25 protein-coding genes are annotated in these 23880 nt (G+C 62.0%); 9 read left to right on the plus strand and 16 right to left on the minus strand.

Translation table 11 applies throughout. The features are described 5' to 3' along the window. Nucleotides 1–7: 7 nt before the first annotated feature. Genes J3D46_RS14435 through J3D46_RS14455 form a run of 5 tightly spaced genes read left to right on the plus strand, consistent with a single transcriptional unit; the run spans nt 8 to nt 3978 of the window. Nucleotides 8–1363 (plus strand): TRAP transporter large permease subunit, encoded by a 1356-nt coding sequence (locus tag J3D46_RS14435; protein ID WP_090826424.1) that lies wholly within the window; start codon nt 8–10, stop codon nt 1361–1363. 21 nt (nt 1364–1384) lie between these two features. Beyond that, entirely contained in the window at nt 1385–1666 is a 282-nt protein-coding gene (locus tag J3D46_RS14440) for a hypothetical protein (RefSeq protein WP_090826430.1), read from the plus strand. A 10-nt stretch (nt 1667–1676) separates the two neighbouring features. Beyond that, complete coding sequence (locus J3D46_RS14445; RefSeq protein WP_253467899.1) at nt 1677–2390, plus strand: aspartate/glutamate racemase family protein; 714 nt, start codon at nt 1677–1679, stop codon at nt 2388–2390. After that, a complete protein-coding gene (gene otnC, locus J3D46_RS14450; RefSeq protein ID WP_253467900.1) occupies nt 2387–3013 on the plus strand; it encodes a 3-oxo-tetronate 4-phosphate decarboxylase in 627 nt (208 codons plus the stop codon). Before J3D46_RS14445 ends, otnC begins: the two co-directional genes overlap by 4 nt. A 41-nt stretch (nt 3014–3054) precedes the next feature. Next, nucleotides 3055–3978 (plus strand): AEC family transporter, encoded by a 924-nt coding sequence (locus J3D46_RS14455; protein ID WP_253467901.1) that lies wholly within the window; start codon nt 3055–3057, stop codon nt 3976–3978. Between the two features lie 40 nt (nt 3979–4018). Here the strand turns inward: J3D46_RS14455 and J3D46_RS14460 are convergent, their stop codons facing one another. From J3D46_RS14460 to J3D46_RS14485, 6 genes are all read right to left on the minus strand, one after another. Next, on the minus strand, nt 4019–5017 hold the full coding sequence (locus tag J3D46_RS14460) for an amidohydrolase (RefSeq protein ID WP_253467902.1): 999 nt from the start codon (nt 5015–5017) through the stop codon (nt 4019–4021). A 138-nt stretch (nt 5018–5155) separates the two neighbouring features. Further along, the gene (locus J3D46_RS14465; RefSeq protein ID WP_253467903.1) at nt 5156–5458 is read right to left on the minus strand and encodes a putative quinol monooxygenase; all 303 of its coding nucleotides are present in this window, start codon (nt 5456–5458) and stop codon (nt 5156–5158) included. Nucleotides 5459–5501: 43 nt separating this feature from the next. Next, nucleotides 5502–6779, minus strand: coding sequence for a 3-oxo-tetronate kinase (otnK, locus tag J3D46_RS14470; RefSeq protein WP_253467904.1), 1278 nt, complete (start codon nt 6777–6779; stop codon nt 5502–5504). Beyond that, complete coding sequence (locus tag J3D46_RS14475; protein ID WP_253467905.1) at nt 6776–7459, minus strand: hypothetical protein; 684 nt, start codon at nt 7457–7459, stop codon at nt 6776–6778. Before J3D46_RS14475 ends, otnK begins: the two co-directional genes overlap by 4 nt. Before the next feature lie 74 nt (nt 7460–7533). Further along, entirely contained in the window at nt 7534–8625 is a 1092-nt protein-coding gene (locus J3D46_RS14480; protein WP_253467892.1) for an isocitrate/isopropylmalate dehydrogenase family protein, read from the minus strand. 59 nt (nt 8626–8684) lie between these two features. Continuing rightward, complete coding sequence (locus tag J3D46_RS14485; protein ID WP_253467906.1) at nt 8685–9983, minus strand: CitMHS family transporter; 1299 nt, start codon at nt 9981–9983, stop codon at nt 8685–8687. A gap of 240 nt (nt 9984–10223) precedes the next feature. On the opposite strand from J3D46_RS14485, the gene glpX reads away from it, so the two are divergent. Beyond that, nucleotides 10224–11165 (plus strand): class II fructose-bisphosphatase, encoded by a 942-nt coding sequence (gene glpX / locus J3D46_RS14490; protein ID WP_253469227.1) that lies wholly within the window; start codon nt 10224–10226, stop codon nt 11163–11165. A 47-nt stretch (nt 11166–11212) separates the two neighbouring features. Next, complete coding sequence (locus tag J3D46_RS14495; RefSeq protein WP_253467907.1) at nt 11213–11638, plus strand: universal stress protein; 426 nt, start codon at nt 11213–11215, stop codon at nt 11636–11638. 318 nt (nt 11639–11956) lie between these two features. Here the strand turns inward: J3D46_RS14495 and J3D46_RS14500 are convergent, their stop codons facing one another. Next, a complete protein-coding gene (locus tag J3D46_RS14500; protein ID WP_253467908.1) occupies nt 11957–12469 on the minus strand; it encodes a gluconokinase in 513 nt (170 codons plus the stop codon). Between the two features lie 859 nt (nt 12470–13328). Here J3D46_RS14500 and J3D46_RS14505 point away from each other — a divergent pair. Continuing rightward, complete coding sequence (locus tag J3D46_RS14505; RefSeq protein WP_253467909.1) at nt 13329–13844, plus strand: hypothetical protein; 516 nt, start codon at nt 13329–13331, stop codon at nt 13842–13844. A 10-nt stretch (nt 13845–13854) separates the two neighbouring features. Here J3D46_RS14505 and J3D46_RS14510 read toward each other — a convergent pair whose 3' ends face one another. The 9 genes from J3D46_RS14510 to J3D46_RS14550 all read right to left on the minus strand — a co-directional run bounded on the left by J3D46_RS14510 (nt 13855) and on the right by J3D46_RS14550 (nt 21989). Beyond that, nucleotides 13855–14442 (minus strand): TetR/AcrR family transcriptional regulator, encoded by a 588-nt coding sequence (locus tag J3D46_RS14510; RefSeq protein WP_062065283.1) that lies wholly within the window; start codon nt 14440–14442, stop codon nt 13855–13857. Nucleotides 14443–14471: 29 nt separating this feature from the next. Continuing rightward, a complete protein-coding gene (locus tag J3D46_RS14515; protein WP_062065286.1) occupies nt 14472–15074 on the minus strand; it encodes a TetR/AcrR family transcriptional regulator in 603 nt (200 codons plus the stop codon). Nucleotides 15075–15080: 6 nt separating this feature from the next. Continuing rightward, nucleotides 15081–16250: a pyridoxal phosphate-dependent aminotransferase gene (locus J3D46_RS14520; RefSeq protein ID WP_253467910.1), complete on the minus strand. Its 1170-nt coding sequence runs from the start codon at nt 16248–16250 to the stop codon at nt 15081–15083. A 65-nt stretch (nt 16251–16315) separates the two neighbouring features. Next, the gene (locus J3D46_RS14525; RefSeq protein WP_253467912.1) at nt 16316–17113 is read right to left on the minus strand and encodes an SDR family oxidoreductase; all 798 of its coding nucleotides are present in this window, start codon (nt 17111–17113) and stop codon (nt 16316–16318) included. Between the two features lie 107 nt (nt 17114–17220). Continuing rightward, complete coding sequence (locus J3D46_RS14530; RefSeq protein ID WP_253467914.1) at nt 17221–18249, minus strand: biotin-dependent carboxyltransferase family protein; 1029 nt, start codon at nt 18247–18249, stop codon at nt 17221–17223. Continuing rightward, nucleotides 18249–19022 (minus strand): allophanate hydrolase subunit 1, encoded by a 774-nt coding sequence (locus J3D46_RS14535; protein WP_253467916.1) that lies wholly within the window; start codon nt 19020–19022, stop codon nt 18249–18251. The genes J3D46_RS14530 and J3D46_RS14535 overlap by 1 nt, the downstream gene beginning before the upstream one ends. A 39-nt stretch (nt 19023–19061) precedes the next feature. Continuing rightward, nucleotides 19062–19865, minus strand: coding sequence for a LamB/YcsF family protein (locus J3D46_RS14540; protein WP_253467918.1), 804 nt, complete (start codon nt 19863–19865; stop codon nt 19062–19064). Nucleotides 19866–19956: 91 nt separating this feature from the next. Continuing rightward, nucleotides 19957–21306 carry an MFS transporter gene (locus tag J3D46_RS14545; RefSeq protein ID WP_253467920.1) on the minus strand — a complete coding sequence of 450 codons (1350 nt, stop codon included), beginning with the start codon at nt 21304–21306 and terminating at the stop codon, nt 19957–19959. 50 nt (nt 21307–21356) lie between these two features. Then, complete coding sequence (locus tag J3D46_RS14550; protein WP_062066058.1) at nt 21357–21989, minus strand: RraA family protein; 633 nt, start codon at nt 21987–21989, stop codon at nt 21357–21359. Between the two features lie 331 nt (nt 21990–22320). Between J3D46_RS14550 and J3D46_RS14555 the strand changes: the two genes are divergently transcribed. After that, nucleotides 22321–23880 (plus strand): ABC transporter substrate-binding protein, encoded by a 1560-nt coding sequence (locus tag J3D46_RS14555; RefSeq protein ID WP_253467922.1) that lies wholly within the window; start codon nt 22321–22323, stop codon nt 23878–23880.

Genomic DNA, 23880 nt, shown 5'->3' on the forward strand with positions numbered 1-23880 from the left:
AGATGACGTGGGAATCGCCGTCTGGGCGCTGATCGTCTATCTCATCACCATCCTCGTGTGGGCCACCGTCGTTAAACGGGGCATCGGCGAGGCCATGATTGTCGGCTTCCTCGTGCTGTGCCTGTTTGGCGGAGCCGACTTCTTCGCGCTTCTGGGCACAGGCCTCGGGGAAGCCTTCAAGCAACCTGTGGTCTTCGCGGCGATGTCCTTCACCTTTATCGGATTCGTGCTGACGCAGACCGGCATCATCCACCATCAGGTCCATATCCTGAACTCCATGCTTGGCCGACTCCGCGGCGGCGCAGGCTACGTCTCCACCCTCGCCTCTGCAGGATTCGGGGCGCTCACCCACTCAGCGTCCGCGAATGCAGCCACCATCGGATCGGTCACGATTCCATGGATGGAACGCTCAAACTGGCCCAAACACATCGCCTCCTCCGTCGTCGCAGGAAACTCCGGCAACGGCACGGTCATCCCGCCCAGCGCCTCCTATCTCATCCTTGTGGGACTTGCCACCGTGGGACCGAACATCGACAAGAACGCCACCCTGGTAGCGATGTTCGTCGTCGCCGGATACTGCGTGCTGTGGAGACTGCTGTGCATCTTCTACTTTGTGCGGCGCTACAAAATAGCCAAGGTCTCTGGCGAGGAACTCATGCCGCTGCGACGGTCCCTGAAACAGGGGTGGCGATCATTGATCGTCTACCTAGGCATAGCCGTGCCGATTCTTCTTACCGTTGGCGTCGGCGCTGAGCTCATCGCCCGCCTGCTGGGCGACAAGGGACCCGATGCCGTCAAAGCGATCGACATCCTGCTGTGGATCCCCGTCCTCCTGGGCATCCTCAGCCTCATCATCGGTCGTAAGCAACTGCCGTCCACACCTCGTGCGTGGTACACCTTCATCGCCAGTACAGCCCCACGGTTCAAGGACATCGGCGCAACCCTGGTGTTCTCCTTCGCCGGTAGTGCGGTCCTTCTTGCCCTTGGGTTGGACAAGCAGCTGCGTGATGCCCTCACCGGACTGAACGCACCGGCCATCGTCACAGTGCTGATCATTGTGGTGATCATAGCCCTGGTGGGTGGTCCGCTGAGTGCCACGGCCACGGCCGCGACCCTCGGCGGCGGTGCGTTCGCAGTCCTTGTGGCAGCAGGAGTTCACCCGGCGCTGGCTGTTTGCGCCATCATGGTGGCCATCTCTACAGAAGGTGCGTCCCCGCCCGGAGGTCCGTCCATCTTCATCTCAGCGAGCATCGCGGAAGTGAATCCTGCCAAAACGTTCGTGCCGCTGGTGGTGTTCTACGTGGTGCCGTTCCTGATCATCCCCGTGGTGGTGGCGTTCAACCTGCTACCCATTCCCCACTAGCCGGACCAGAAAGGCTGATAAATGTCTTCACAAAAACACATCGACGCCGGCCCCGGCTTTGGGCCACGCCGCAAAGCACTGATCCGTGTCCTGACCATGGTCTTCGTTGCACTCCTGGTAGCAATGCTGCTCCTGGGGACGGTGCTTGTGCTGCTCCAGCTCGCGGGGTTGCTGATCGGAAGCAGTGACTTCATCATCGGGGTGTCCAAGACCTTAGGGCCGCTCACGTACTGGGTCGCTGCTGCGTTTGGAACATTCACCCTCATCCTTGCCATGGCACATGGCTGGAAATCCGCCGACTAGGAGACGCACAGTGACCCATCATCAATCCAACCCGCTGATCTCGCTGATCAGTGCGACCCCGGTGGCGATCCCGCCAGCTACCGGGGCTTTTCATGAGGTTTTCCCTGAAGCCAGATTATGGAACCTTCTCGATGACCGCCTTCTAGACGACGCTACAGCCCAAGGGGGCGTCACCGAGGGCCTGGCCGAACGCATGACCCGATTGATTCGCCACGCCGAAACTGAGGGTGCGGACGGAATCCTTCTGACGTGCTCCATGTACGGGCCCATCGCCGAACGGCTCGCAGCTGAGCTGTCCATTCCGATCCATGCCCCCGACGCGTCAGCATTCAAGGCCGCTTTGTCCGGCGGCTACCAGCGCATCGTGCTGCTGGCCTCCGCCCGGGGGCCGCTGGAAGATGCGCTGGAGCGGTTCTCGGCAGCAGCAGCCTCAGCCGGTCAGGACATCGCCGTCACCGGCATCGTTGCCGAGGGGGCAGCGGCAGCCGCAGCGGACGCAGACACGGAACGCCTGAGCCGCGCGCTCGAGGCAGCCTGCAGAGATCAGGAAGATTCTGATGCCGTCTTACTGGCCCAGTACTCGCTTTCCCCGGCGGCCGAGGCCTTGGCCGCTGCCCTCGGCAAACCAGTCCTGGCGGGCCCGAAACTTGCAGCCGCCACCCTAAGGTCTCAACTGCTGGGGCACCCAACCCCTGCAACGACCCCCAAGAAAGAGAATGCATGAGCACCGAAAGCCGCCTCCGCGAAAGCGTCGTGGACGCAGCCCGATCCATCTTCAACCGGGGCCTGACTCACGGCCGAACAGGCAACATCAGCGTCCGCTGGGGTGACGCCATTCTGGTTACCCCGACAGGCAGCAGCCTGGGAACTGTCCGGCCGGACGAACTCTCAGTCATTGACGCCGCTGGAACCCATGTCAGTGGCAACAAACCCTCCAAAGAGGCCTTCCTGCACGCCGCTGTCCTCCGGGCCCGTCCGCAGGACACTGCAGTGGTACATACCCACTCGACATACTCGGCCGCCGTGTCCTGCCTGGAGCACACCACGACCGGCAGCGCCATCCCACCGCTGACGGCCTACTTCGCCATGCGGGTAGGCACCCTTCCATTGCTGCCCTATCACGCACCGGGGGATCCGGCGCTGGAGGGCCTGGCCGAGGCTACAGCTGCAGAACACCTTGCCATGCTGCTGAGCAACCACGGCCCCGTCGTGGCAGGCAAAGATGTGGACAGTGCCATGGATGCACTTGAAGAGCTTGAGGAGACGGCCAAGGTCTACCTGCTCCTGCACGGACGCACTACGCGACCGCTCACGCCCGAGCAGGCTGCCGCTGCCGCACGAATCTGACCGTGGCCCCTGCAAAGGCGTCCTGCACGGACGGGGGCTGAATGGGCGGGATCTTCGCAGGATTCGCGCTCGTTGGCACAATTATTCTGGTTGGCTACTTGGCTGGACGGGCCGGCATCGCCGGCCCGTCAGCTGGGCCCGTCTTGTCCAGGATTGCCTTCTTCATCACCAATCCAGCCCTCCTCTTTACCATTTTGGCAGGCTCGGAACTCGGTGACATCTTCTCTGCCCTGGTGCCCTTGGCCCTTGCTGCGGCTGTGCTGACGTGCCTGCTTTACTGGGGCCTGAGTGCGCTGTGGTTTCCCCGCAAGGGCGCAGAAATCGTCGTGGGCGCCATGGCAAGCTCCTACGTCAACGCCAATCACATCGGGATTCCCGTCGCGGTCTACGCGATTGGCAACGCCACTCCGGTTGCCCCGGTCTTGCTCGTGCAGCTGCTGGTGCTCTCGCCACTGTTTCTCCTGCTCCTTGACCTCACGACAGGACAGAGGCCTACGCTCAGATCGTTGCTCGCCCAACCGGTGCGGAATCCGATGATCATCGCCTCATTTCTCGGGGCCGTTGTGGCCTGGACCGGGCTGGAGCTGCCCCCATTGCTCTGGGATCCGCTCAAGGTCCTGGGCGGGGCGGCCGTACCGCTGGTGCTGATGGCTTTTGGTATGAGCTTGCCTGGGAGCAGGCCGTTGCGGTCCGGCGGGGCTCGGACCGACGTACTGGTCGCCAGTGGACTCAAGGCCGCCATCATGCCGGCGCTGACGTTTCTCCTCGCCCGCTACGTCTTCGGCGTGGATGATGCGCAAGCGTTCGCCGCCGTGATTATGAGCGCCCTGCCGACAGCCCAAAACGTGTTCTTGTTTTCCAGCCGCTACGACAGAGGCGCCGCTATCGCCCGCGACTCAATCCTGCTCACCTCAGTTGCTACCATACCTGCCGTGCTTGCCGCCGCGTTGCTGATGGGCCGGTAGCCCGGGCACGGCAGCAGTTCCGTGCCCGGGGGTGTCCCAGTCAGAACCCGTACAGCTTTTGCGGGTTGTCCACGAGGATTCTCTTACGGTCCTGTTGTCGCGGAACCCACGACGCAAACAGATCCAACATGGCGGCATCGTCGGGCATGGGTACCTCACCCCGGGAAGCCGTAGGGTGGGGCCAGTCGCTGCCCCACAACATGCGCTCAGGCGCCGCCTGGGCAAAAGCCGAACCAACTGCGGCGCGGTCGCTGTAGGACGGGGGTCCGACCGGTGATTCGTGGTAGACGCCTGAGAGCTTAACCCAGGTGGTTCCCTCATCGATGAGTCGAAGAATGGCAGCGTACGCAGGATGTGCGGTCCCTGTGGCTCCCGGTATCCTGCCCATGTGGTCGATGACCAGGTCGGTGGGCAGGTCGCTGATCCGAGCAAGGTTTTCCTGGATTCCCTCTGCCGTCATATGGATCTGCACATGCCAGCCAAGGTCCGCAACACGTTCGGCCAGCGGCCGGATCAGTTCCGCCCCGGCGCCACCCGGGCGGGTGAGGTTGAAGCGGATTCCGCGGATTCCGCCGTCGTTCATTTCCCGTAGTTGCCCGTCCGTGAAGGTGTTGTCGATCACCGCAACTCCACGGGCATCCCGGAGCCCTAACTGTGCGATGGCGTCGAGCGTGCAGCGGTTGTCTGTGCTGTAGTTCGACGGTGTGACGACCACCGTGCGTTTGGTGCCTGTGCGGCGTTGCAGGAGACGGTAATCGGCAACTGTTGCCTTGGGCGGCGGAGTCGCGGTCGGCAAGGGATACGGGAATCTGTCGGGATCGAAGATGTGCATGTGGCAATCCGTGGCCTGGCCGGGGACCCGATAGGAAGCCCTTTCCGTTCCGGCAGAAAAGGGCGCTGGTCTCTCGGACGTGGCCTGTGCTGCGGCCCCGCCGCCGGCAGCCAGGGCCAGGCCCGCCAGGGCCCCTTGCACTAGTGTGCGGCGGTTGAACGAACCGGCGGCGAGCAAGGCTGAATCTGGCCGAAGACGATCTGTCATTGGGTCTCTCCTTTGAGGAATGCTGCGCCCATCTCCAAGCACGTGAGGTGGGCCACATCCATCATCGGATAAAGTGGTCGGCCAGTCAACCACTTTAGATGCCGGTGGTGGCGTCCTTCTGGACGTCGGGTCGCTTCGTTAGAAGGACGCGATCATGGGGCCGCCGGTTTCGCGCTGACTTCCAGGGACGACGACGCGTGTGGAGGTGTCCTTGTAGGCCAGAAAATGCTGGGTTTTGAGGTGCTCTTCCTCAAAGGCGGCACGATCGGTGTATACCTCGTAGAAAGCGAAGGTGTTTGTTCGGTCGCCCAATTCGATGACGTCGAAGCGAAGGCACCCATATTCATCCCGGACAGACGACTCGGCGTTGCGCGTGATGGCCTCCAGAAACTCTTTCCGACCCTCGGGCTGTACCTCCAGCGTGACCCACAGACTATACATCGATGTTTCCTTTTCCCTTCATGGTCAGTTGATGGGAAACAGGCTATACGGCCACGGTCGTTCGGGGGCTCACAGCCTGGACGAGGAAGTCGACGTCGCCGAAGTTTCCGGATTTCAGGAGTAGGGCCAGTGGACCGTTGTGTGAGGTATGAATCCAGGGGACGCCAGGAGCAGCCTCGGAACCGATCAGTCCGCCGCTGACGTGGAGTGCTGTCACCACGGAGCCTGAGGTTTCGCCACCTGCGACAACCACCCGTTGCACCCCCCGCCTGACCAGTCCACAGGCGATGAGGCCCATGGCTTTCTCCAGAATTTCAGCCGAAGCAGCGACCCCGAGCCTGCGCTGGGATTCACGGAGTTTCTCCGGCGGCAACGAAGAGTAGATCAGCGGGGCAGTGCCCGGCGGTTGCTCGTCGTACCAGGCCAGGGCGGCTTCGGACAGCAGGGAAGAGTCCGGTACTGCTACAGCATCGAGCTGGTATGAGGGGTGTCCACCGGCCTGCATTGCTTCGATTTGCTGGAGAGTGCGGGCGGAACAGGATCCTGCCAGCGCGACCGCCGGGCCGTCCTGGCCAGACCCGCCATTGAAGGGTGCCTGCTTGCGGGTGGACGCGTTGCGTTCGGCGATTGCCGTTGCCAGCCCGCCGGCGAGACCGGCCGCTCCGGATACGAAGGGGTGATCGATGACCACCCTGCCAATGGTGGCAAGGTCGCTGGGCTCAACTGCATCTACCACTGCATACGGGATTCCCGAGTGTTGCAGATCGGCGATTGCAGCGGTCAGTGCCTCGGTTCCAGCATGAACTTGCTGCAGGGTTACCAAGGATACGGTGCGTGCTGTTTGGGAGCGAAGCAGTTCCGGCACGCGCGAATCGGTCATGGGCGTCAAGGGGTGATGACGCATGGGTGAGTCCGACAGGAGCTGATGGTGGACGAATAGATGACCGTTGTACTGTGTGCGTCCGTGCGAGGGAGAGCTGGGCACCACGACGGTAACACTGCTGCCGGTCAGGTCCGCCAAGGCATCATTGACCGGGCCGATGTTCCCGGCCGGGGTGGAATCGAACGTTGAGCAGAACTTGAAGAAGAGCTGCTTCGCGCCGGCGTCCAGCAGCTTCCGGCCCGCACGCAACGACTGTGCCACAGCCTGATCCGCAGGAAGTGTGCGGGTTTTGAGCGCAATGACCACGACGTCGGCTCCGTCGTTGCCTGAGACGACTTCCGGTACGCCGAATTGGATCAGGACGCGGAGTCCGGCGCGGCGGAATGAGACAGCAACATCTGTGCCGCCTGTGAAGTCATCGGCAATGACACCGATCATCGTGTACCTCCAAGAATGGTGCGGCGAAGTGCCGCGGCTGAGCTGATGGGCCCGGAGAAAACCGGTATGCCTGTGATGGATTGAAGTTCCTTGGCCGCGGATGCCAGGGAATATTGGGCGAGCAGAACCGCGTCAGGAGGCGACGGTTGTTTCGTGACTACTGCGGCCAGGGCGGTGACGAGTTCCGCTGTGGTGCCGTGCAGGGCTGCAGGCTTCGCCCCCGGAACAACGGCACCGCGGGTCTCCACTGGAACACCCCGCCCCGCGGACTCGTTGATAAAGCGGTTTATCGCGACTGTCAGTGGCTGATGGTCGCTGGCGAGAACCAGGACTGATCCCGGAACATGTGCGAACAGCCCATCCAGGGCCATCGCATCAGGATCGAGCAGAGGGACGGGGCATTTGTCGGCGTAGGACTGAACAGCCGTTGCGTAAACGGGGCAGGTGAGGAGGACAGCATCCGCACCCTCAAGCACCGCATGGTTGATCAACCTGTGCATCCTCTCGGCCAAGGACCCGGTCACACCTCGAACGTCCGCGTCTTCCTGCAACTGGTCATCGAGGATGTTCCACAGCCGCGCTTCGGGGAACCCTGATGCAAACGCCGCGTTCGCCGGCACAAGGGCGGCCGGGTTGGCGCTGATGAGTGCAACCAGCGGACGCGTCTCTGCGGAGGACATGGTGGCTTCTTCTGCTCTCTGGGCCCAGTGCCGGGCGGGTGGTTTTGTTCCCGCCCGGCGTGTGGGTGGTGTGGTTAGACGTGGGCGACGGTGGTGACGCGGGTGGCGACGGCGTCGGCGAAGTCGCTGGTGCCGGCGGTGCCGCCCATGTCTTTGGTGGTGGTGCCGTCCAGGACGGTCGCTTCGATGGCTTTTTCGACCAGTTCGGCGGCTTGGAGGACTTTCTCGTCGTCGAACTTCGCGCCGAGCCAGCGTAGGAGCATGGCGGAGGAGAGGATCATCGCGATGGGGTTGGCGATGTTCTTTCCGGCGATGTCCGGGGCGGAGCCGTGGGAGGCCTGGGCCATGGCGTGGGTGTCGGAGGAGTTGATCGAGGGTGCGATGCCCAGGGATCCGGCGACTTCACCGGCGAGGTCCGAGAGGATGTCGCCGAACATGTTTTCGGTGACGATGACGTCGAACTTGTTGGCGCGGCGGACCAGGTGCACTGTCATGGCGTCGATGTGGAAGTCGTTGACGGTGACGTCTGGGTATTGTTGTGCGACTTCCTTGCAGACGTCGCGGAACAGGCCGGTGGTCATTTTCAGGACGTTGGCTTTGTGCACGATGGTCAGTTGCTTGGTCCGGGACTGGGCGAGCTGGAACGCGGAGTGTGCGATGCGTTCGGTGGCGGCGCGGGTGATGATGCCGTGCATGATCGCTACGTCGGGGGTGGGCATGAACTCTCCGGTGCCTGCGAAGGTGTTCCGGTCGGCGTAGAAGCCTTCGGTGTTTTCACGCACGATGACCAGGTCGGTGCCTTCAACGATGGCGTTTCCGCCGGGGAAGGCCTTGGCGGGGCGGATGTTGGCGAAGAGTCCGAAGTGTTTGCGGATGGTGCCCGAGGGGTTCAGTGCGGACTTGTGCGGTTCGGGGTAGGAAGCGCTGTCGTGCGGGCCCAGGAGCCAGCCGTCGACGTCGGCGAGGGCTTGGAGGGTTTCGGCCGGGACGGCGGTGCCATGGGTGTCGATCGCTTCGCGGCCCAGGGGCAGTTCGGTCCAGTCGATGGCCGGCGCTCCGGCAGCGGCCATCGCGGCGTCAAGGATCTTCACGGACGCGGGAACGATTTCCGGGCCGATGCCATCGCCGTTCAGAACTGCCAGTCGGTACTGCTTGGATGTAGTCACGGTATTTCCTTTTCTTTATAACCAGGTCTCGTTGACGGACCAGGAACTAGTGGGGGCGATCAGCCGATAACGCTGATGGCGCCGGTGAGGATTTGGAAGCCGATGAATGCGAGGCAGGCACCGACAACCCAAAGAATCGAGAACTTCTGGAACTCTCCGAGGTCCTTCTTCAAGAGCCCGAGGAGTACCCACAGGGGAGCAGATGCAGGTCCGATCATGTGGGAAATTTGGCCTACCACACCGGCACGGGCGATCTCATTGGCGTGGATGCCGTACTGCGACGCGGACTCGGACAGTACCGGGAGGATGCCGAAGAAGAAGGCGTCGTTGGACATGAAGAATCCGAGCGGGATGGCAATGATGGCCGTGAAGAGCGGAAGCAATGCGCCCATCGACGTCGGGACGATGCTCAGCAGCGCGTCAGCCATGGCCTGGATCATGCCGGAATCAGACAGGATGCCAGTGAAGACGCCGGCGGCAAGGACGAGCATGACAACGGGTACGGCGCTCACTGCGTGTCGCTTGATGGATTCGCCTTGGTCATGCAGCTTCGGGTGGTTCACGAGCAGGGCGATAACGAAGGCGCCAATGAACAGGACCACCAAAGGTGCGACTCCGGCAATCAGGAGAACCAGCAGCAGGATGGTCAGGCCGGCGTTTACCCAGGTTCGCCAGGTGGGACGTTCACCCATGTGGTGAGTGCCGTTCTTGATCTCCGCGGCCAGTTCAGCGACGGCGGCTGCATCGACGTACTTCCTCTGGGACCGGCCAAGGACGTAGGCGACCGCGAGAATGAACGCACAGGTAAGGGCCAGAGAGGGGATCAGGCTGACGAAGTATTCAGTTGCATCCAACTGCAGCACGCTGATCGCCCGGGTGGCGGCTCCTCCCCAAGGAGTTGACCCGGAGATAAGCCCCAGTGACATGGCAGCGACTGTTGCAATGATGAGCGGGTTGATCTTGAGCTTCTTGTAGATGGGCAGGAAGGCAGAGCAGATGATCATGTAGCTCGTGGTGCCATCGCCATCCAGGGCCACGGCCATGGACAGCACAGCCGTGCCGACGCAGATCCGAACCGGATCGCCCTTGGAAAGCCGAAGAATGAGCTTCGAAATGGGATCGAAGAGCTTGGCGTCCATCATGACGCCGAAGTAGAGAACTGCGAAGAGGAGCAAAACGGCGGTCGGTGCGACTGTCTTAAGGCCCGACATGACCATGTCTCCCAGATCCGGGCCGAAACCTGCGATCACAGCGAACAGGACTGGAGCGCAAATGATGGCCACAAACGCGGTGGCCCATCTGCGCATGACTGCGATCATAAATGATCCGAGCGTAGCGAATCCGACGACGGCGAGCATCGTTACTCCTTGATGTTGAGGGACTGACTCCCTGACGGCAACTCTGACGTGCTGGGTCCCTAGCCGGTAACCCGGTCCCTCAACCTCTTGGGTCGGGCACGCTTTCGACCGTAAACCCAAAGTGGTCGACCAGTCAAGTAAGTGGTCAAGTGGTCGACCACTATTCGAATTTTCGGTATCATCAACCTCGTGAACAGAAAATCCATCACCTCGCTCGATGCCCCTGACCGCAATCTGGGGATGGAGCTGGTGCGAGCCACCGAGGCCGCGGCGATCAGGGCCGCCCCCTTCATCGGCAAGGGTGACAAGAACGCCGCCGACGGTGCGGCCGTGGACGCAATGCGGCATTTCCTCGGTTCCGTTGCCTTTGATGGCGTGGTGGTGATCGGCGAGGGTGAGAAGGACGCGGCGCCCATGCTGTACAACGGTGAGCGCGTCGGAAACGGCACCGGGCCTTCCTGGGACATTGCTGTCGATCCTATCGACGGCACCAGCCTCACGGCCGCCGGCCGCCAAAACGCACTCTCTGTCATTGCCGTCTCGGAGCGCGGATCAATGTTTGACCCCAGTGCTGTCTATTACATGGACAAGATCGTCACCGGCCCGGAAGGCCGCGGGGTCATCGACCTTAGGCGACCGGTCGGTGAAAACATCCTTGCCCTCGCCAAAGCCAAGAGTATGGCAGTTGACGACCTGCAGATTGCGGTCCTCGATCGCCCACGGCACTCTCAGTTGATTGCTGATATCCGGGCGACCGGCGCCTCAACCAGGCTGCTGCTGGACGGTGATGTAGCAGGGGGGATCAATGCCGCTCGACCTGATTCACGCATAGATATGTGTGTTGGGGTCGGCGGAACTCCCGAGGGCATTATTACTGCCTGTGCGGTGAAGGCGCTGGGTGGGCTCATCCAGGCGCGTTTGGCGCCCATTGACGCCTCTGAGCAAGCGAAGGCCCTCGAAGCCGGCCATGACCTGGATCGTGTGTTTGACCAGGACGATCTGGTTCGGGGAGAGAATTGCTATTTTGTGGCCACTGGTGTCACTGACGGCGCCCTCGTGGACGGAGTCCGGCGTATGCCTGGATTCGTTCGAACCACCAGCGTCGTCCTGCGCTCCCACTCAGGCACCATTCGCAGGGTCGTTGCCGATCACCTCGAATCCAAATGGTACGACTCCGAATAGCAGCCAACCTTTCACGCCGTTTCATATATTACGAAGGAGATTCAGTCATGACCGGAGCCATCATTGTAGGGGTGGACGGCAGCGTCACAGCTAAGAGTGCCACTCATGCCGCCAGGGACCTGGCCTTATCGCTTGGTGCTGCGCTCCATGTAGTCACGGCCTACGACGACGACGGCGCCATAGTGTTTGGTACCGGAAGTGACCATCGAGTGGCCAGTCATGAAGCGAAGGCGGAGGAGGCGGCGCGGGCGGCTGTTGCTGAACTGAGCTCGGTCGATCTCAAAGTCACCTACGCGGCTGTCCGCGGAACCGCGACTCATGTCTTGCTCGACGAAGCAAGGAGGGTCGAAGCCAGAATGATCGTTGTTGGCAACAAAGGTATGCAGGGGCTCGGCCGTGTCCTTGGCAGCGTAGCTACCAGCGTGGCTCACAATGCTCCTTGCGACGTCTACATTGCCAAGACTGCAGGCTGACGCTCGCCTGGTTTGCAGTACGGCGCTACCGCTGTTCTCTACCCTTAGGGCCCAATCAGCTTTCCGGCGCCGGCACGCGGAATCGCAACACGCAACCCGACAGCCGGGGCCGGCGCCGGGAACACCGCTGACGTGAATCAGCGACGCAGGTGGTTCGTAGAAGACCCGGATGCGAAAGAGTTGGACACTGATCGCAGATCATGTTGAGACTGGTGGGCCTGAATCCGGGATTCACCAGCCTGTCCGGCCTGTCCGGAGAGCATCGCCCCCCCTTGGTGGATAGTGCTGCAGGATCGCTGAAGCGCCCGGCAGCTTCGGCTACGCTCGAAGCCGCCCGCAGATGTCATCCACCAGCAGGGGAGGGGCGAGGCTGAAGTCAGCTAACACATGCTTTTCGTTGGAAGCCAAGGGTTCCAGGGTGCTGAGCTGGGAGTCGAGGAGGCTGCTCGGCATGAATTCGTGGTCGCGGGCGTTCATGCGGCTCAGGAGGGTTTCGCGGTCACCGTTGAGGTGGACGAAAACGACGTCCGGGGCATGCTGCCGCAGCAGGTCCCGGTAGCTGCGTTTCAGTGCCGAACAGGCGATGATCAGCGGCTCGCCCGCATCTTGCGACTGGCGTAGCCGGCGGCCGATTTCCTCAAGCCAAGGTCTCCGGTCATGGTCATCCAGCGGAATCCCCGCGCCCATTTTCGCCTTGTTGGCGGCAGGGTGAAGATCATCCCCATCCTGGAAAGGCAGACCCAGGCGCTCGCTCAGCAATGAGCCCAAGGTTGATTTGCCACAGCCGGAGACTCCCATGACAACAAGCGGAGGCAGGGGTTCACGTCCCATGTCGCGGATCCTTTCGGTCGTCTGCTTGGGAAAATGGCGCTGTCTAACCAAGCATGAGATCACATTCACAATTGAGAAGAGCTTCTCAGGTCGGGACCAGGCCGTCAAGGCTGTGCGAATAACCCTCGACGCCCCGCTCAACATGAGAATCCCGCTCAATATGAGAAAGAAGTTTCCTCATCGTCGATGCGGCCCTCCTCCGAAGGCGAAACCGCAGGGGAGTATGCCGTGCCCACGGAACAAAACATGGAAATCCACACTGCCTGACTCGTTCCTGGCGCACGCCTGTCGGGAATTGTCGACGGAAAAAAATGGAAGCATGCGACATTGTCCGGCCTGAGTCCCGCTCAGCTACTCGGCCAATTTTCGTCGTCGTGACGAAGGCCGATCCCGCTCCGTGGTCCGCCGCGACCCTCAGTGATCAACGCGTGGATCGGGAGCACCCAGTGGGGGTTCATGAGGCCGGATGCTGCTCGCCGGCGCCCTTCCTTGCCTGTCACGGAAGGAGGTGCCGGCGTTCGGGTCGAGCAAGGATGGCTGCCATCTCCTGAAGGAAGCGTGGGGTGTGGTTAGACACCTACCATCGGATTTATGAGATGCGCTACTCAAATGAGAAACTTTTCTTGCTTTTAAGTGAGCTGGACCATAGGCTTGGGACAACAGCCAGAACAACGCCGGAGGCAAGTAATGTTGCGCATCGTTGGACAACCCGCAGAAGCCCGATCACGCCGGAGCCGATTTGTTGCCGGCACCGGAAGCCATTGCCCGATCAGTGGCATCTGGGCGCCCGCCGGGGAGACGGAAAAGGGCCTGCGGCTACTGGAAGGCAGCATCATGCCGGTGCACGATAACTCCGCCGTTGACTGGCAACTGGTTCAGGGCCTCACGCGCCGTGACCTACGTAGCTGAAGCCCGGCCGCGTCGCCGCGCATCGCCTGCAAAGCCCCGTTTGGGCCGCGTGGAATTGCGCCTCTCCGAGGCCCGGGTAATGCGGGCCTGCATAGATAGCCATGTTCGTACACTGCTGAGCCAGCGGAATGAGGCAATTGCGGCTGCACTGGCGGACAAAGTGTCATTGTCTGCGATTTCCACTGTGGTGGGAATCAGGGCGGCGGATGTGAAGCGGCTCGGAAGCGCCTACCAGGACCTGCATTTTTCGGGAATACGGCATGATTGGCACCTCACGCGGTTGTCCGCGATCGTCCGCCAGTTGGATGTTGCGTTGGAAGTCAAAGAGCAAAGTGCGCAGAAACTCCGGTGCGATGTACTGGAGGGCCTGGAGTCAGGCCGATTGGACATCTTCCGTGTCGCAGCTCTGACGGCACTGCCGGCGGAGCGGATCCGTGAAATCATGCGGCCTGCAGCTGCTCACTGAGCCTGGTTGACTAGCCCTGCTCGCGGTCCTCGCTCCAGCCCGCCAGCGCGCCCTTGAGGGCAGAGATGAGCCGGGCGGTGACTTGGTCTTTGGAAAGCCCGACCGTAGTGATGAGGTCCAGGATTTCGCGTGGATCAAAGAGGATGTTCCACAGGAACATTGCTTCGTCGCCGATGGGCGGCAGTCCCAGTTCCTCGACGGCCTCGCGCAGGGGTCGCTCCAAAGCATCCGCCTGAACCGTCAGGTAGTAGGCGCCCGTGCGGAGCCGGGCAAGGTATCCCTCGCCGGAGCGCGTATAGAGCATGGCTCCGCCATGACGGGTGACCAGGTCAACCCATTTGCGGCTGACTGCCGTCAAAAGCTCGACGCCGGACATTTCCTGCTGCTTCAGGCTGTAGTCACGCAGCTTCTCGCCGACGCCGAACCGGTACTCTGCCAGGATGTCCTCGACTGAAGCGAAGTGCCGGTAAGCGGTGGCAGTGGAGATTTCCGCGTGCTTGGCGACATCGGTCATGCTGATGGTTCCGCGACGGGACGCGAAAAGCTGTCCCGCTGCCTTGACCAGTTGCCTGCGGTTGCGCTGTGTGTCACTACGCATTGATGGGTGCCCTTTCGTCAACTCATAGCTTAGGTCCTGGAAGTCGACCAGCCCGTGAGGGCGGCGGTGAAAGTCCTGACCAGTCGTGCCGACACTTGCTCCTCGGTGAGGGCCAGGCTCCCCATGAGATCGTAGATTTCGCGGGGGTCAAAGAAGCCGTTCCATAGGAAGAGTGCTTCATCGCCGGGGTGTTCGATCCCCAAAGCCCGGGATGCTTCTTCCAACGGACGTTCGAGGGCTTCGGCCTGGACGGCAAGGTAGTAGGCGCCGGACCTGACCCGGGCGAGGTAGCCTTCCGCTGAGCGCGTATGGACCATGGATGCCCCATGCTGGACTACTAAGCGGACCCACTTGTGGCAGACAACTTTCAACAGCTCCAAGCCCTCGGCCTCTGCAGCCCGGCTGAATTCCAAGAGCTCCCGGCCCGCTTCGAAGCGGTAAGCCGCAAGCACGTCGTCAACAGAGGCGAAGTGCCGGTAGGCGGTAGCTGTCGAAATGCCGGCTTCAGCAGCGATTTCGGACATGGTAGCCGAACGGCCGGCTCCGAAGAGCCGGCCGGCCGCGTCCACCAAAAGCATCCGGTTTCGCTGCATGTCGATGCGCAACCCGGCCGGTGGGTCGAGAACTGTCATGCGTGCCTACTTGAGCGCAGCGAGACCGGCGGCGATGCGTTCGACGCCGAGCGAAATCGCCTCCGCGCTGGCAGCGTAGGACAGACGAAGGTGATGTTCGCCGTTCCGACCAAACTCGCTGCCCGGGCGCACGGCAACACCGAACTCACGAAGGTGCGCCACCATGTGCGCTGCCGGCATGTCGACGTCGTACTTCGGGAAGAGGTAGAACGCGCCTTCAGGTGAGCTGACCGTGAGTCCCGGAATCTTGCTGAGGCCCTCAAACATCAGTTCGCGGCGCACTGCGTACGAAGCATGCATGCGCTCGATGTCGGGGCCGCAGGTCCTGAGGGCCGTCAGGGCAGCGAGCTGGACCGCGGTGTTCATTGAACCGTTGAAGGTGTTGTGAACGCGGGCGGCAGATGCGATGACATCCGAGGGGCCCCAGAGGTAGCCGACTCGCCAGCCTGTCATGGCATAGCTCTTGGAGAATGTCTGGCAGTAGATGGTCCTACCCGCCAGGCCCGGTATTTCCAAAGCGGAAGTAAAGGGTTCAGGCGTGTAAACGAGATCGCTGTAGGCTTCGTCGGACAGAACCAGGGTGTCCGTGCCCGCCACCATGTCCGCCAACGCTTCCAGCTCCTGGCGGGAGTGGACGATGCCGGTTGGGTTGGAGGGGTTGCAGAAGACGAACATCTTTGCGCCTTCAAGGGCAGTTGCCAGGGCTTCAAGGTTCCAGTGGAGGTCCTCAGCGAGGGGGACAGGCACGATGGTTCCGCCTGCCATGCTGACCAGGTCCGCGTACAGGGAATAGGTGGGGTCCGGGATGACCACTTTGTCTCCCGGGTTCACGATGCCGAGGATCGCGGCGGAGAGGCCTGCGGTTCCGCCCTGGGTGATCAGGACGTCGCTGGGGCTGGCCACTTCGCCGAGGAGCTGGCCGATACGGGCGGCCAGCTCCTCGCGAAGCACCAGCTCGCCGAGCAATGGCGAGTAATGGGTGTGCCCTTCTTCCAGGGCGCGGGCCGCTGCGGCGCGGACCTGTTCGGGGGTGTCGAAGTCGGGTTCGCCCATGGCCAGCGACACGAGGTCACCTTTGGACTGGGGCTGCTGGACGCGCAATGACGTGCGCTGGACCCGCAGCACGGCCTCGGAAGGCTGGAACGCTGCGATGGCGGTGGTTGGTTCAAGGGTCATGACAGTCCTGCTTCGAGTCGTCGGGAGGGTGGCGGCTTTGCCGGTGGTGTAGAGGTGCCGGGGTTTCACGGACGGGGGAGGTCTTCTGCGGGCGCGCCTGTCCAGCGGCTGATTTCGATGTCCCCGGAGGTGTCGCGTTGCACAGTAGGTGCAATGACGAGCTCCTGGACCACAGTGCGCTGTGGCAGCGTGGCTACGAGGTGGATGGCACGGGCCACGTCCTCCGGCTGGACCATGGCGTCGCGCTCTTCAGCCTTGGGTGGACGGGCCCGGTTGTCGAGAATCGGAGTGGCTGTCTCGCCCGGAAGAATGGTGATGGCGCGCAGCCCTTCATTGCGGAAGGTGTTGTGCAGGTACGTCATGAAGTTGCGGACCGCTGCCTTGGCAGCGCCATAGGCCGCACCCCCCAGCAGGTTGGGATTGACCGCTGCCAAAGACGAAACTGTAATGATGGTGCCGGTGTTCCGGGCGAGCATGTCCGGGAGTACTGCCTGAGTGAGGAGGTAGACGGCGTTGAGGTTGACGTCCAGGACCTCGTTCCATTCTTCCTGGCTGATCCAGCGGACGTTGAGGACCTTGCTGGCACTGCCGGCGTTGTTGACCAGGATGTCCACCGGACCAACGTTTTCGCTGACCCAGGCCACCAGGGTGTCTACGTCGTCCTTGGATGCGATGTCCGCAGCGCGGGGGTGGACGGTGCCGCCGTCGGCCTTGATTCCCGCTGCGACCTCTTCCAGGACGGATAGCCTGCGTCCCACTAGCACCACGTGCGCTCCTTCGGCTGCGAGCAGTTCCGCGGTGGAGCGGCCCATGCCCGTTCCTGCGCCTGTGATTACGGCGACCTTGCCTTCAAGAAGTCCCATTATTTACGTTCCTCGGGTCTGGTTGGTTGTGAGATTCGAATCACATATGCGAAAAGTTTCTCATTTAGTTTACGTGAGCGTCAAGTACCTCGGGGGCGTGACGTGCTTCAGGCCGCTTCCTGCGCCGCGACCGGCCGTGAGTGATGTGGCAGATCGATGGCGCTGAAAAGGCTCTGCACGCGCGATTCCAAGAGGCTCAGCCGGCGCTGGGACTCGTGCTGGCTTTCGACAGCTTCTTCTTGGCTCACCCAGCGGAATCTCATGCACTGGCCGGGCCGGGCTTGTCCCAACATGGGAAGCGAGGCCTTGGTGGCGAAGGCGACAATGGGGTAGCCGGCGGTGAGGGTTCGGTAACGGCCCAAGATGATGAGTTCGTCTCCGTGCGGAATTTCGAAAGCGCCGATGGGCACACCGTGGGACACGATCTCACCGAGCCCTTCCGGATGCACCACCGGTCCATCAAGACGCAGCCCTACGTGGTTGGATTTCGCCGTCACCGTGTACTCCCGTGCGGCGAGTAACTCCCTGATTCCGTGTGCAGCATCAGTTTCGGGGCCTTCAACAATGTCGATGGTCCACACCGGGTGATCGAACGAAGGAACAGGTACGGGGAGGCGGAACAACGGCTGCGTCAGGTAAGGGTGCTCGAAGCCTGCGTAGGCCGTGATGAGGTTCAGGTGCTGCCCGGCAGAGATCTGCTGGGGAAAGCCCATCCGTGCTTCCGGTGCGGTGCTGCCCATGAAATGGTCGGCGACCACGGTGCCGCTGAAGGCGAGGTAGTTGCGCATGCCGCCGTGGGCGTTGGCGATGACCACCTGGCCTTTCGCGGGGATGCACACCGGTTCCCACATCTGTACTTTGCTGCCGTTGACAGTGACATCCGCGGGCGCCCCCGTGACCGAGATCAGCAAGGGCTTTGAGGCGGTGAAGGAGAACCGGCCACCCATGATTTCGATGCCGGTGGCATTCCGCGGATTGCCCACCAGGATGTTGGCCACGGACGCGGAGTGCTGGTCCGCCGCCCCGCCGCAGGGGACACCCAAGGCCTCGGACTGCTCCCTGCCCAAATCCTGGAAGGTGGCCAGCCAAGCGGCCTCACGGATTTTGATGGTGACGCTTCGTTCGGACGCCGGCATCAGTGTTCCCCCTTGTCGGTGTCGGAATCGGCACGTAGGAACCGTCCTTCGAGCCGTTCCCATTCACTTTCCGGGACCACCTTAAACCGGACGGTGTCGCCGGGCTTGAAGGAGGTGGGCGGGTTCTCCCGGATGTCACAGATGGTCAGGGGAGTGCGCCCGATGACCTTCCACCCGGTCGGTCCGGGGAACGGCTGGATGATGGCGTTGGTGCCGGCCACCATCACGGATCCGGGGTCCACATTGGTGCGGGGTTCCCTGCATCGGCTGACCTGTCCGGGAAACTGCACCCTGCCCATCATGGGCGCCATGGCTGAGGCAAGAAGGTTGATGTTCAATTCCGAGGCCTCGATGTGTCCCAGGACGGCCTCCTTGCTGATGCCTAGCTCTTCCGCCACGTCCGTGAGATCCGGGGCAAACGATTCGTTGATCACCATGGGAATGGTGAAGTGCTTCCCGTGGTGGGCTGGCCCGTCGCCTTCGAAACCCCTGCTTGCCGCGGCCAACCGGATGGTTTGTGCCAGCTGGCCGTGGCTGACGGTGAGACAGTCGAATTCCACTAGGATGGAATCAACGCCGGCCACGACGTCCAGCAGACCGTGAGGACGCACATTCAGCAGGATTTCGCGCAGCCCGCGGCTTCCGGACTGACGTTCCTCAGCTGTCCCGGAAGCCAGACTGACCATCAGTGCCGAGTCGCCGAAGGGAACTGCTTTGATGTCTGGGATGGCCGATGCCGGGCTCAGCTGTCCGGGAGCTGGGTGCGTACTCATGTGTCCTTGGCTTGTAGGGAATGGATAGTTGGCCTGCTGCTAGACCGTCGCCAGCCGCGCTTTCTCTGCCAGCACTTCCTGCAGCCCGGTGGCCTTGACGCCGGCCTGGTCCAGAGCGGCGCGGAGGGCGGTGCCGTTCTCCAGCACCTGTGGGTGGTCACCGTGCAGGAGCACGACGTCGGCGTCGTGGCCCAGCGGGACCACCTTGCCGGTGACGGCGCGAACCGTGCCTTCGGTGACAACCTGGACCACGCGGCGTCCGATCTCCTCGGGATCGTGGAGGAGTGCACCTTCGGTGTTGCGGGAAACGGGCATACCGTCTTCGCCGTAGCCGCGGTCGGCCAGGAAGACGTAGCCCACCTCGAGTCCGCGCTTGCGGGATTCATCGGCCAGGAGACCGTTCTGGCAGATCACGATGTACGACGGATCGTATGCCTTGATGGCGTCGGTGATGGCTCGGGCGTGCTTCGCGTCGGTTTGGGCGATGCTGCCCATGCGGCCGTGCGGGGCGACGTGGCTGATCTTGCCACCATGGACGCGGGCGAAAGCGTCCAGCGCACCGATTTGGTAGAGGACGTCGGTTCGAATTTCCTCTTCGCTGGCTTCGATAAGACGGCGTCCGAATCCCACCAGGTCCGGGTAGCCGGGGTGGGCGCCCAGCTCGATGCCGCGTTCGACGCAGGCTTTGACGGTGGTATCCATGACGCGCGGATCTCCGGCGTGGAAGCCGCAGGCGATATTGGAGGCGGTGACCAGGCCCAGCAGGGCGTCGTCGTCGCCGATGGTGTAGTTTCCGTAGCTTTCGCCGAGGTCTGCGACGACAGCGACTGAGTTGATGCCCAAGGTGACTCCCAATGGTTTTGTTGTGGTGCTTTATGGTCCAACGACGGCGGCTGGCCGGCAATGGCGGCAGGCCGCCGTCGTGCGTGTGTTGTTAGTGGGTGGCGAGAGGCTGTCCCTTGGTCTCCTTAAGGAAGAAGATCGAGACCAACGTGATGATAGCCGTGCCGATTGCGGCGTACGCCGGAACCATGCTGTTGCCGGTGCTCTTGATGAGCTCGGTCATCGCCAAGGGGGCGCTGCCGCCGAAGATGATGGTGCTGATGCTGAACCCGATGCTGTAGGCGCTGTAGCGGACGGTCGTGGGGAACATTTCGGTCAGGACCGTGTGGACCACGGCGGCGTGCCCGGAGAACGCCACGGCCATGACAACGGTTGCTACACAGGCCAGGGTCATGTTTCCTGTGGTGATCATGGCAAACATCGGGTAGGAGACGACGGCCATCAGCACTGCCGAAAGCATTAGGACGGGCTTGCGGCCGATGCGGTCTGACAAACGGGCCATGAGGGGGATGGCGATGATGATGGCAACAAGGCTGACGGCCGTGACCATGAGGGCCTGCAGCATGCTGAAGTTGTTGCCGCTGCCCAGCTGGGTCTTCAGATACGTGGGCATGTAGGCGAAGAGCAGGTAGTAGCCCGGTCCGTTCACTGCGGGCAGGAAGATGGTCAGGGCGATGGCCTTGAGGTGGCGCTTGGAGGTGAACACGGCTCGCAACGGGTTATGTTCCACAACGTTGCGTTCACGCAGTGCGGCAAAGTGCGGGGTGTCTTCCATCTTGGAACGGATGTAGACGCCTACGTAGCCCAGGGGGAGCGCGAACAGGAACGGAATGCGCCAGGCCCAGGCTTCCATGGTGGCGTCACCCAAAGTGGTGATGAGCATAGCGGAGAAGCCACTGCCGAAGAGGAGGGCGCAGAAGGAGCCCACTGCGATGAAGCTCATGGAGAAGTTGCGGTGCTTGTCGTGCGCATACTCGCCAACGAAGGCCATGGCGCCCGCCACTTCACCACCCGCGGAGAAACCCTGAAGGACGCGGAACAGGATCAGCAGAGCCGGGGCTGCCCAGCCGATCACGGAAGACGACGGAATGAGGCCGATGCAGGCCGTGGCGCCGGAGATCAGAAGAAGGAGTACGGCCAGCAGGTTCTTGCGTCCAAGCTTGTCTCCGAGGTAACCGGCGATGACGCTGCCAAAGGGGCGGGCCAGGAAGCTCACCAGGAAGCCGACGTTGGTCAGCAGCAACGAACCGAGGTCCTTGGAACCCATGATGTTGATGGCCAGGTACGTGGTGAGCAGACCGTAGATTCCGTAGTCATACCATTCCACGAAGGAGCCCATGGTGCCGGCCAAGGTTGCCTTGCGCACCACCTTGCCGTCAGCGGTGACGACCTTGATTTGAGCGGTGTTCAGTGTCACTGATTCCGTCGATGTGTTAGTCATTGCGGGTTCTCTCAGTCTAAGCGGGGTCCCGTAGGGGGAGTAGGGGAGGACTAGCTGTATTCGCGGGTGATCTCTGCAGTCATCTCGGCCTCATGGATTGCAACTGCCTTGACCAGCTCCAGGATTTCGGCCGCACGGGCTTGGGGGATGACGACGACGCCGTCATCATCTGCTGCGACGATGTCACCGGCGGAGCAAACGATGCCGCCGATTGCCACCGGTTCGCCGATCACGCCGGGGCCGTTTTTAAACGGTCCGGCAGGGGTAGTGCCACGTGCGAAGACAGGAAACTTGATCTCGGTGATGGTTGCGCGATCACGGATATAGCCGTCGATGACTGCTCCAGTAGCGCCTGCGGCCTCGAAGCGCTGGGAGAGCTGTTCGCCTACCAATGCCCGGTGCTCGTGCCCGAAGCCGTTGATCACCAGGATGTCACCAGGCTCGATGTAGTTGAGGGACTCGATGACGGCGGCGTTGTCACCTGCCGCGCCGAGGACGGTCAACGCGGAACCCACGCACTTGGCGCCGGCCCAGACCGGGTTGATGTTTCCGTCCACCATGCCCAGGCGTTCCATGGCGTCGCCAATATTGGCCACCGGGAACTCCTCAAATGCGCGGACCAGCTCCCGCGGGGGCCGGGTCCACTGAGCCTTGCGGACTGTGAGCTCGAGGGTCGTTGCCATGTCTTCCACCTTTGGTTGTTCCGGGTTCCGGATGAGTTGGACGCCTTGAGACGTCAATCACATATGAGAAAAGTTTCGCGTTTTTTCATCACCGCGTCAAGGCCCTTCTGTTTCCAGTGTGTAAAACATCGGCGTGGCGGGGGTCACCTGTGGGCGAACTCACAAAAAACCTTTGACTTCCTCGATTCAATTAGAGAAACTCTTCTCATTCGCGAAATTTATCGCAGATCAAATCCTTCCGGTTTCTCCGCCAGATGCGCTCGCATCCGCAATGGCCAGGCACTCGAAGGCGACCAGGAGGCTCATTCCTATGCAAGGACGTTCCACTTTCATGGCAGCGGCGGCAACCGTTACCGCTGCCGCGTTCCTTTTGACCGGTTGCACCACGGGCGGTCAGGCTTCCTCCGGCGGCACCGGCGGAGCAATGTCCACCGACACCATCAGGACTGCACTCAACGCCGACCCCACCACCTTTAATGCAGCGAAAGCCAACGCGAAGGACGATTACGAGGTAGCCCGTTTCCTGTTCGACACCGTGGTCCGCCGGGACGCCGACGGGAAGTTCATCGGTGGCTTGGCCACTGAATGGAAATCCACTGCCTCTGAAGCCACGCTGACCATCCGCAAGGATGCTACCTGTGCGGACGGCACAGCTATTACGCCCAGCATCGTGGCCAAGTCACTGAGCTACTTCGCCGATCCGGCCACCAAGAACAACTTCGGCAAGCTCGTCTTCGGACCAGGCCAGCCCACCATTACCGGTGATGACGCCGTAGGAACCGTGGATATCAAGCTCGCACAACCGTGGTCCGAACTCATTGGCGGTTTGACGTTGGCCCAGACCGGTATTATCTGCCCGGCAGGCCTTGCTGATCTGGACGGCCTTGCCAAAGGCAGCGTCAAAGGAGCCTTCTCCGGCCCGTACACACTGACGAAGTCCAGCCACGGAGTCAGCTACGACATGACCCTGCGTGAGGACTACAAGGCCTGGCCGCAATGGTCCAAGCCACTGGAAGGAACGCCGGCGAAGACCGTTCGGTTCTTCCCGGGCGTCAACAAAACCACCGTGGCCAATCAGTTGCTGACAGGTGAAATGGACGTCTCCGACATCGCTCCCGCAGATGTCCAGCGCTTCGAAAGCAACAAAGACTATGCCGTTACCACAGTCCCGTTTGCCGGCATCTTCCTGCTCTTCAACCAGCGCGAAGGCAGCCCCTTCACAGATCCTGCACTGCGTAAGGCCGTAGCTCAGCTAATGAACCAGCAAGCCTTCAACTCGGCCGCCTACGCCGGCAAAGGCATCACCTACAACTCGATTGTGGCCCCTACCGTTCCGTGCGTTCTTCCGGACAATTCAAGCCTGACTCCCGAAGACGCCGCAGCCGCCAAGGCCGTGCTGGCAGGCAAGACATTCAAGATGGTGGGAACCACCAGCATCGGCCCCAACGGTGCAGGCAGCACCTACGTCCAAGAAGCACTCCGTGCTGCAGGGGCCACGGTGGAACTCCAGCTCGTGGACAACGGAGCGTGGGCCACCATGACCCAGACCAAGCCCGAAACCTGGGACCTGACCGTCCAGGGTGACGCCAACTTCGTAGGAACAGTGGCAGCATCCCTGACCCGCATCGCTGGAGTTCCCACCGAGAAGGGTGGCCGCAACATTGGCGGCGGCGAAAACGCCGACATCCTCGCGGACATCGCCACTGCCCAAGCTGCCACCGACGAAGGGGCCCGCTGCGACGCGTACACCAAAGCGCAAAAGAGCATCCTGAGCGACAACGACATCGTTCCGTTTGTCGGCGAGCCTCAGATCGTTGCGCAACGCTCCGGATTCTCCATCCAGGCGCCGTCGGGAATCGTCGACTACGCCACCATGCGCATCACCAAATAA

Source organism: Paenarthrobacter sp. A20 (assembly GCF_024168825.1).
Lineage (GTDB): Bacteria > Actinomycetota > Actinomycetes > Actinomycetales > Micrococcaceae > Arthrobacter.

Excerpts from the sequence above, each read along its gene's own strand:
- J3D46_RS14440 (WP_090826430.1), top strand. The coding sequence starts at position 1,385 with ATGTCTTCACAAAAACACATCGACGCCGGCCCCGGCTTTGGGCCACGC.
- otnC (WP_253467900.1), top strand. The coding sequence starts at position 2,387 with ATGAGCACCGAAAGCCGCCTCCGCGAAAGCGTCGTGGACGCAGCCCGA.
- J3D46_RS14455 (WP_253467901.1), top strand. The coding sequence starts at position 3,055 with ATGGGCGGGATCTTCGCAGGATTCGCGCTCGTTGGCACAATTATTCTG.
- J3D46_RS14460 (WP_253467902.1), bottom strand. The coding sequence starts at position 5,017 with ATGACAGATCGTCTTCGGCCAGATTCAGCCTTGCTCGCCGCCGGTTCG.
- J3D46_RS14465 (WP_253467903.1), bottom strand. The coding sequence starts at position 5,458 with ATGTATAGTCTGTGGGTCACGCTGGAGGTACAGCCCGAGGGTCGGAAA.
- otnK (WP_253467904.1), bottom strand. The coding sequence starts at position 6,779 with ATGATCGGTGTCATTGCCGATGACTTCACAGGCGGCACAGATGTTGCT.
- J3D46_RS14475 (WP_253467905.1), bottom strand. The coding sequence starts at position 7,459 with ATGTCCTCCGCAGAGACGCGTCCGCTGGTTGCACTCATCAGCGCCAAC.
- J3D46_RS14485 (WP_253467906.1), bottom strand. The coding sequence starts at position 9,983 with ATGCTCGCCGTCGTCGGATTCGCTACGCTCGGATCATTTATGATCGCA.
- glpX (WP_253469227.1), top strand. The coding sequence starts at position 10,224 with ATGGAGCTGGTGCGAGCCACCGAGGCCGCGGCGATCAGGGCCGCCCCC.
- J3D46_RS14495 (WP_253467907.1), top strand. The coding sequence starts at position 11,213 with ATGACCGGAGCCATCATTGTAGGGGTGGACGGCAGCGTCACAGCTAAG.
- J3D46_RS14500 (WP_253467908.1), bottom strand. The coding sequence starts at position 12,469 with ATGGGACGTGAACCCCTGCCTCCGCTTGTTGTCATGGGAGTCTCCGGC.
- J3D46_RS14510 (WP_062065283.1), bottom strand. The coding sequence starts at position 14,442 with ATGCGTAGTGACACACAGCGCAACCGCAGGCAACTGGTCAAGGCAGCG.
- J3D46_RS14515 (WP_062065286.1), bottom strand. The coding sequence starts at position 15,074 with ATGACAGTTCTCGACCCACCGGCCGGGTTGCGCATCGACATGCAGCGA.
- J3D46_RS14520 (WP_253467910.1), bottom strand. The coding sequence starts at position 16,250 with ATGACCCTTGAACCAACCACCGCCATCGCAGCGTTCCAGCCTTCCGAG.
- J3D46_RS14525 (WP_253467912.1), bottom strand. The coding sequence starts at position 17,113 with ATGGGACTTCTTGAAGGCAAGGTCGCCGTAATCACAGGCGCAGGAACG.
- J3D46_RS14530 (WP_253467914.1), bottom strand. The coding sequence starts at position 18,249 with ATGCCGGCGTCCGAACGAAGCGTCACCATCAAAATCCGTGAGGCCGCT.
- J3D46_RS14535 (WP_253467916.1), bottom strand. The coding sequence starts at position 19,022 with ATGAGTACGCACCCAGCTCCCGGACAGCTGAGCCCGGCATCGGCCATC.
- J3D46_RS14545 (WP_253467920.1), bottom strand. The coding sequence starts at position 21,306 with ATGACTAACACATCGACGGAATCAGTGACACTGAACACCGCTCAAATC.
- J3D46_RS14550 (WP_062066058.1), bottom strand. The coding sequence starts at position 21,989 with ATGGCAACGACCCTCGAGCTCACAGTCCGCAAGGCTCAGTGGACCCGG.
- J3D46_RS14555 (WP_253467922.1), top strand. The coding sequence starts at position 22,321 with ATGGCAGCGGCGGCAACCGTTACCGCTGCCGCGTTCCTTTTGACCGGT.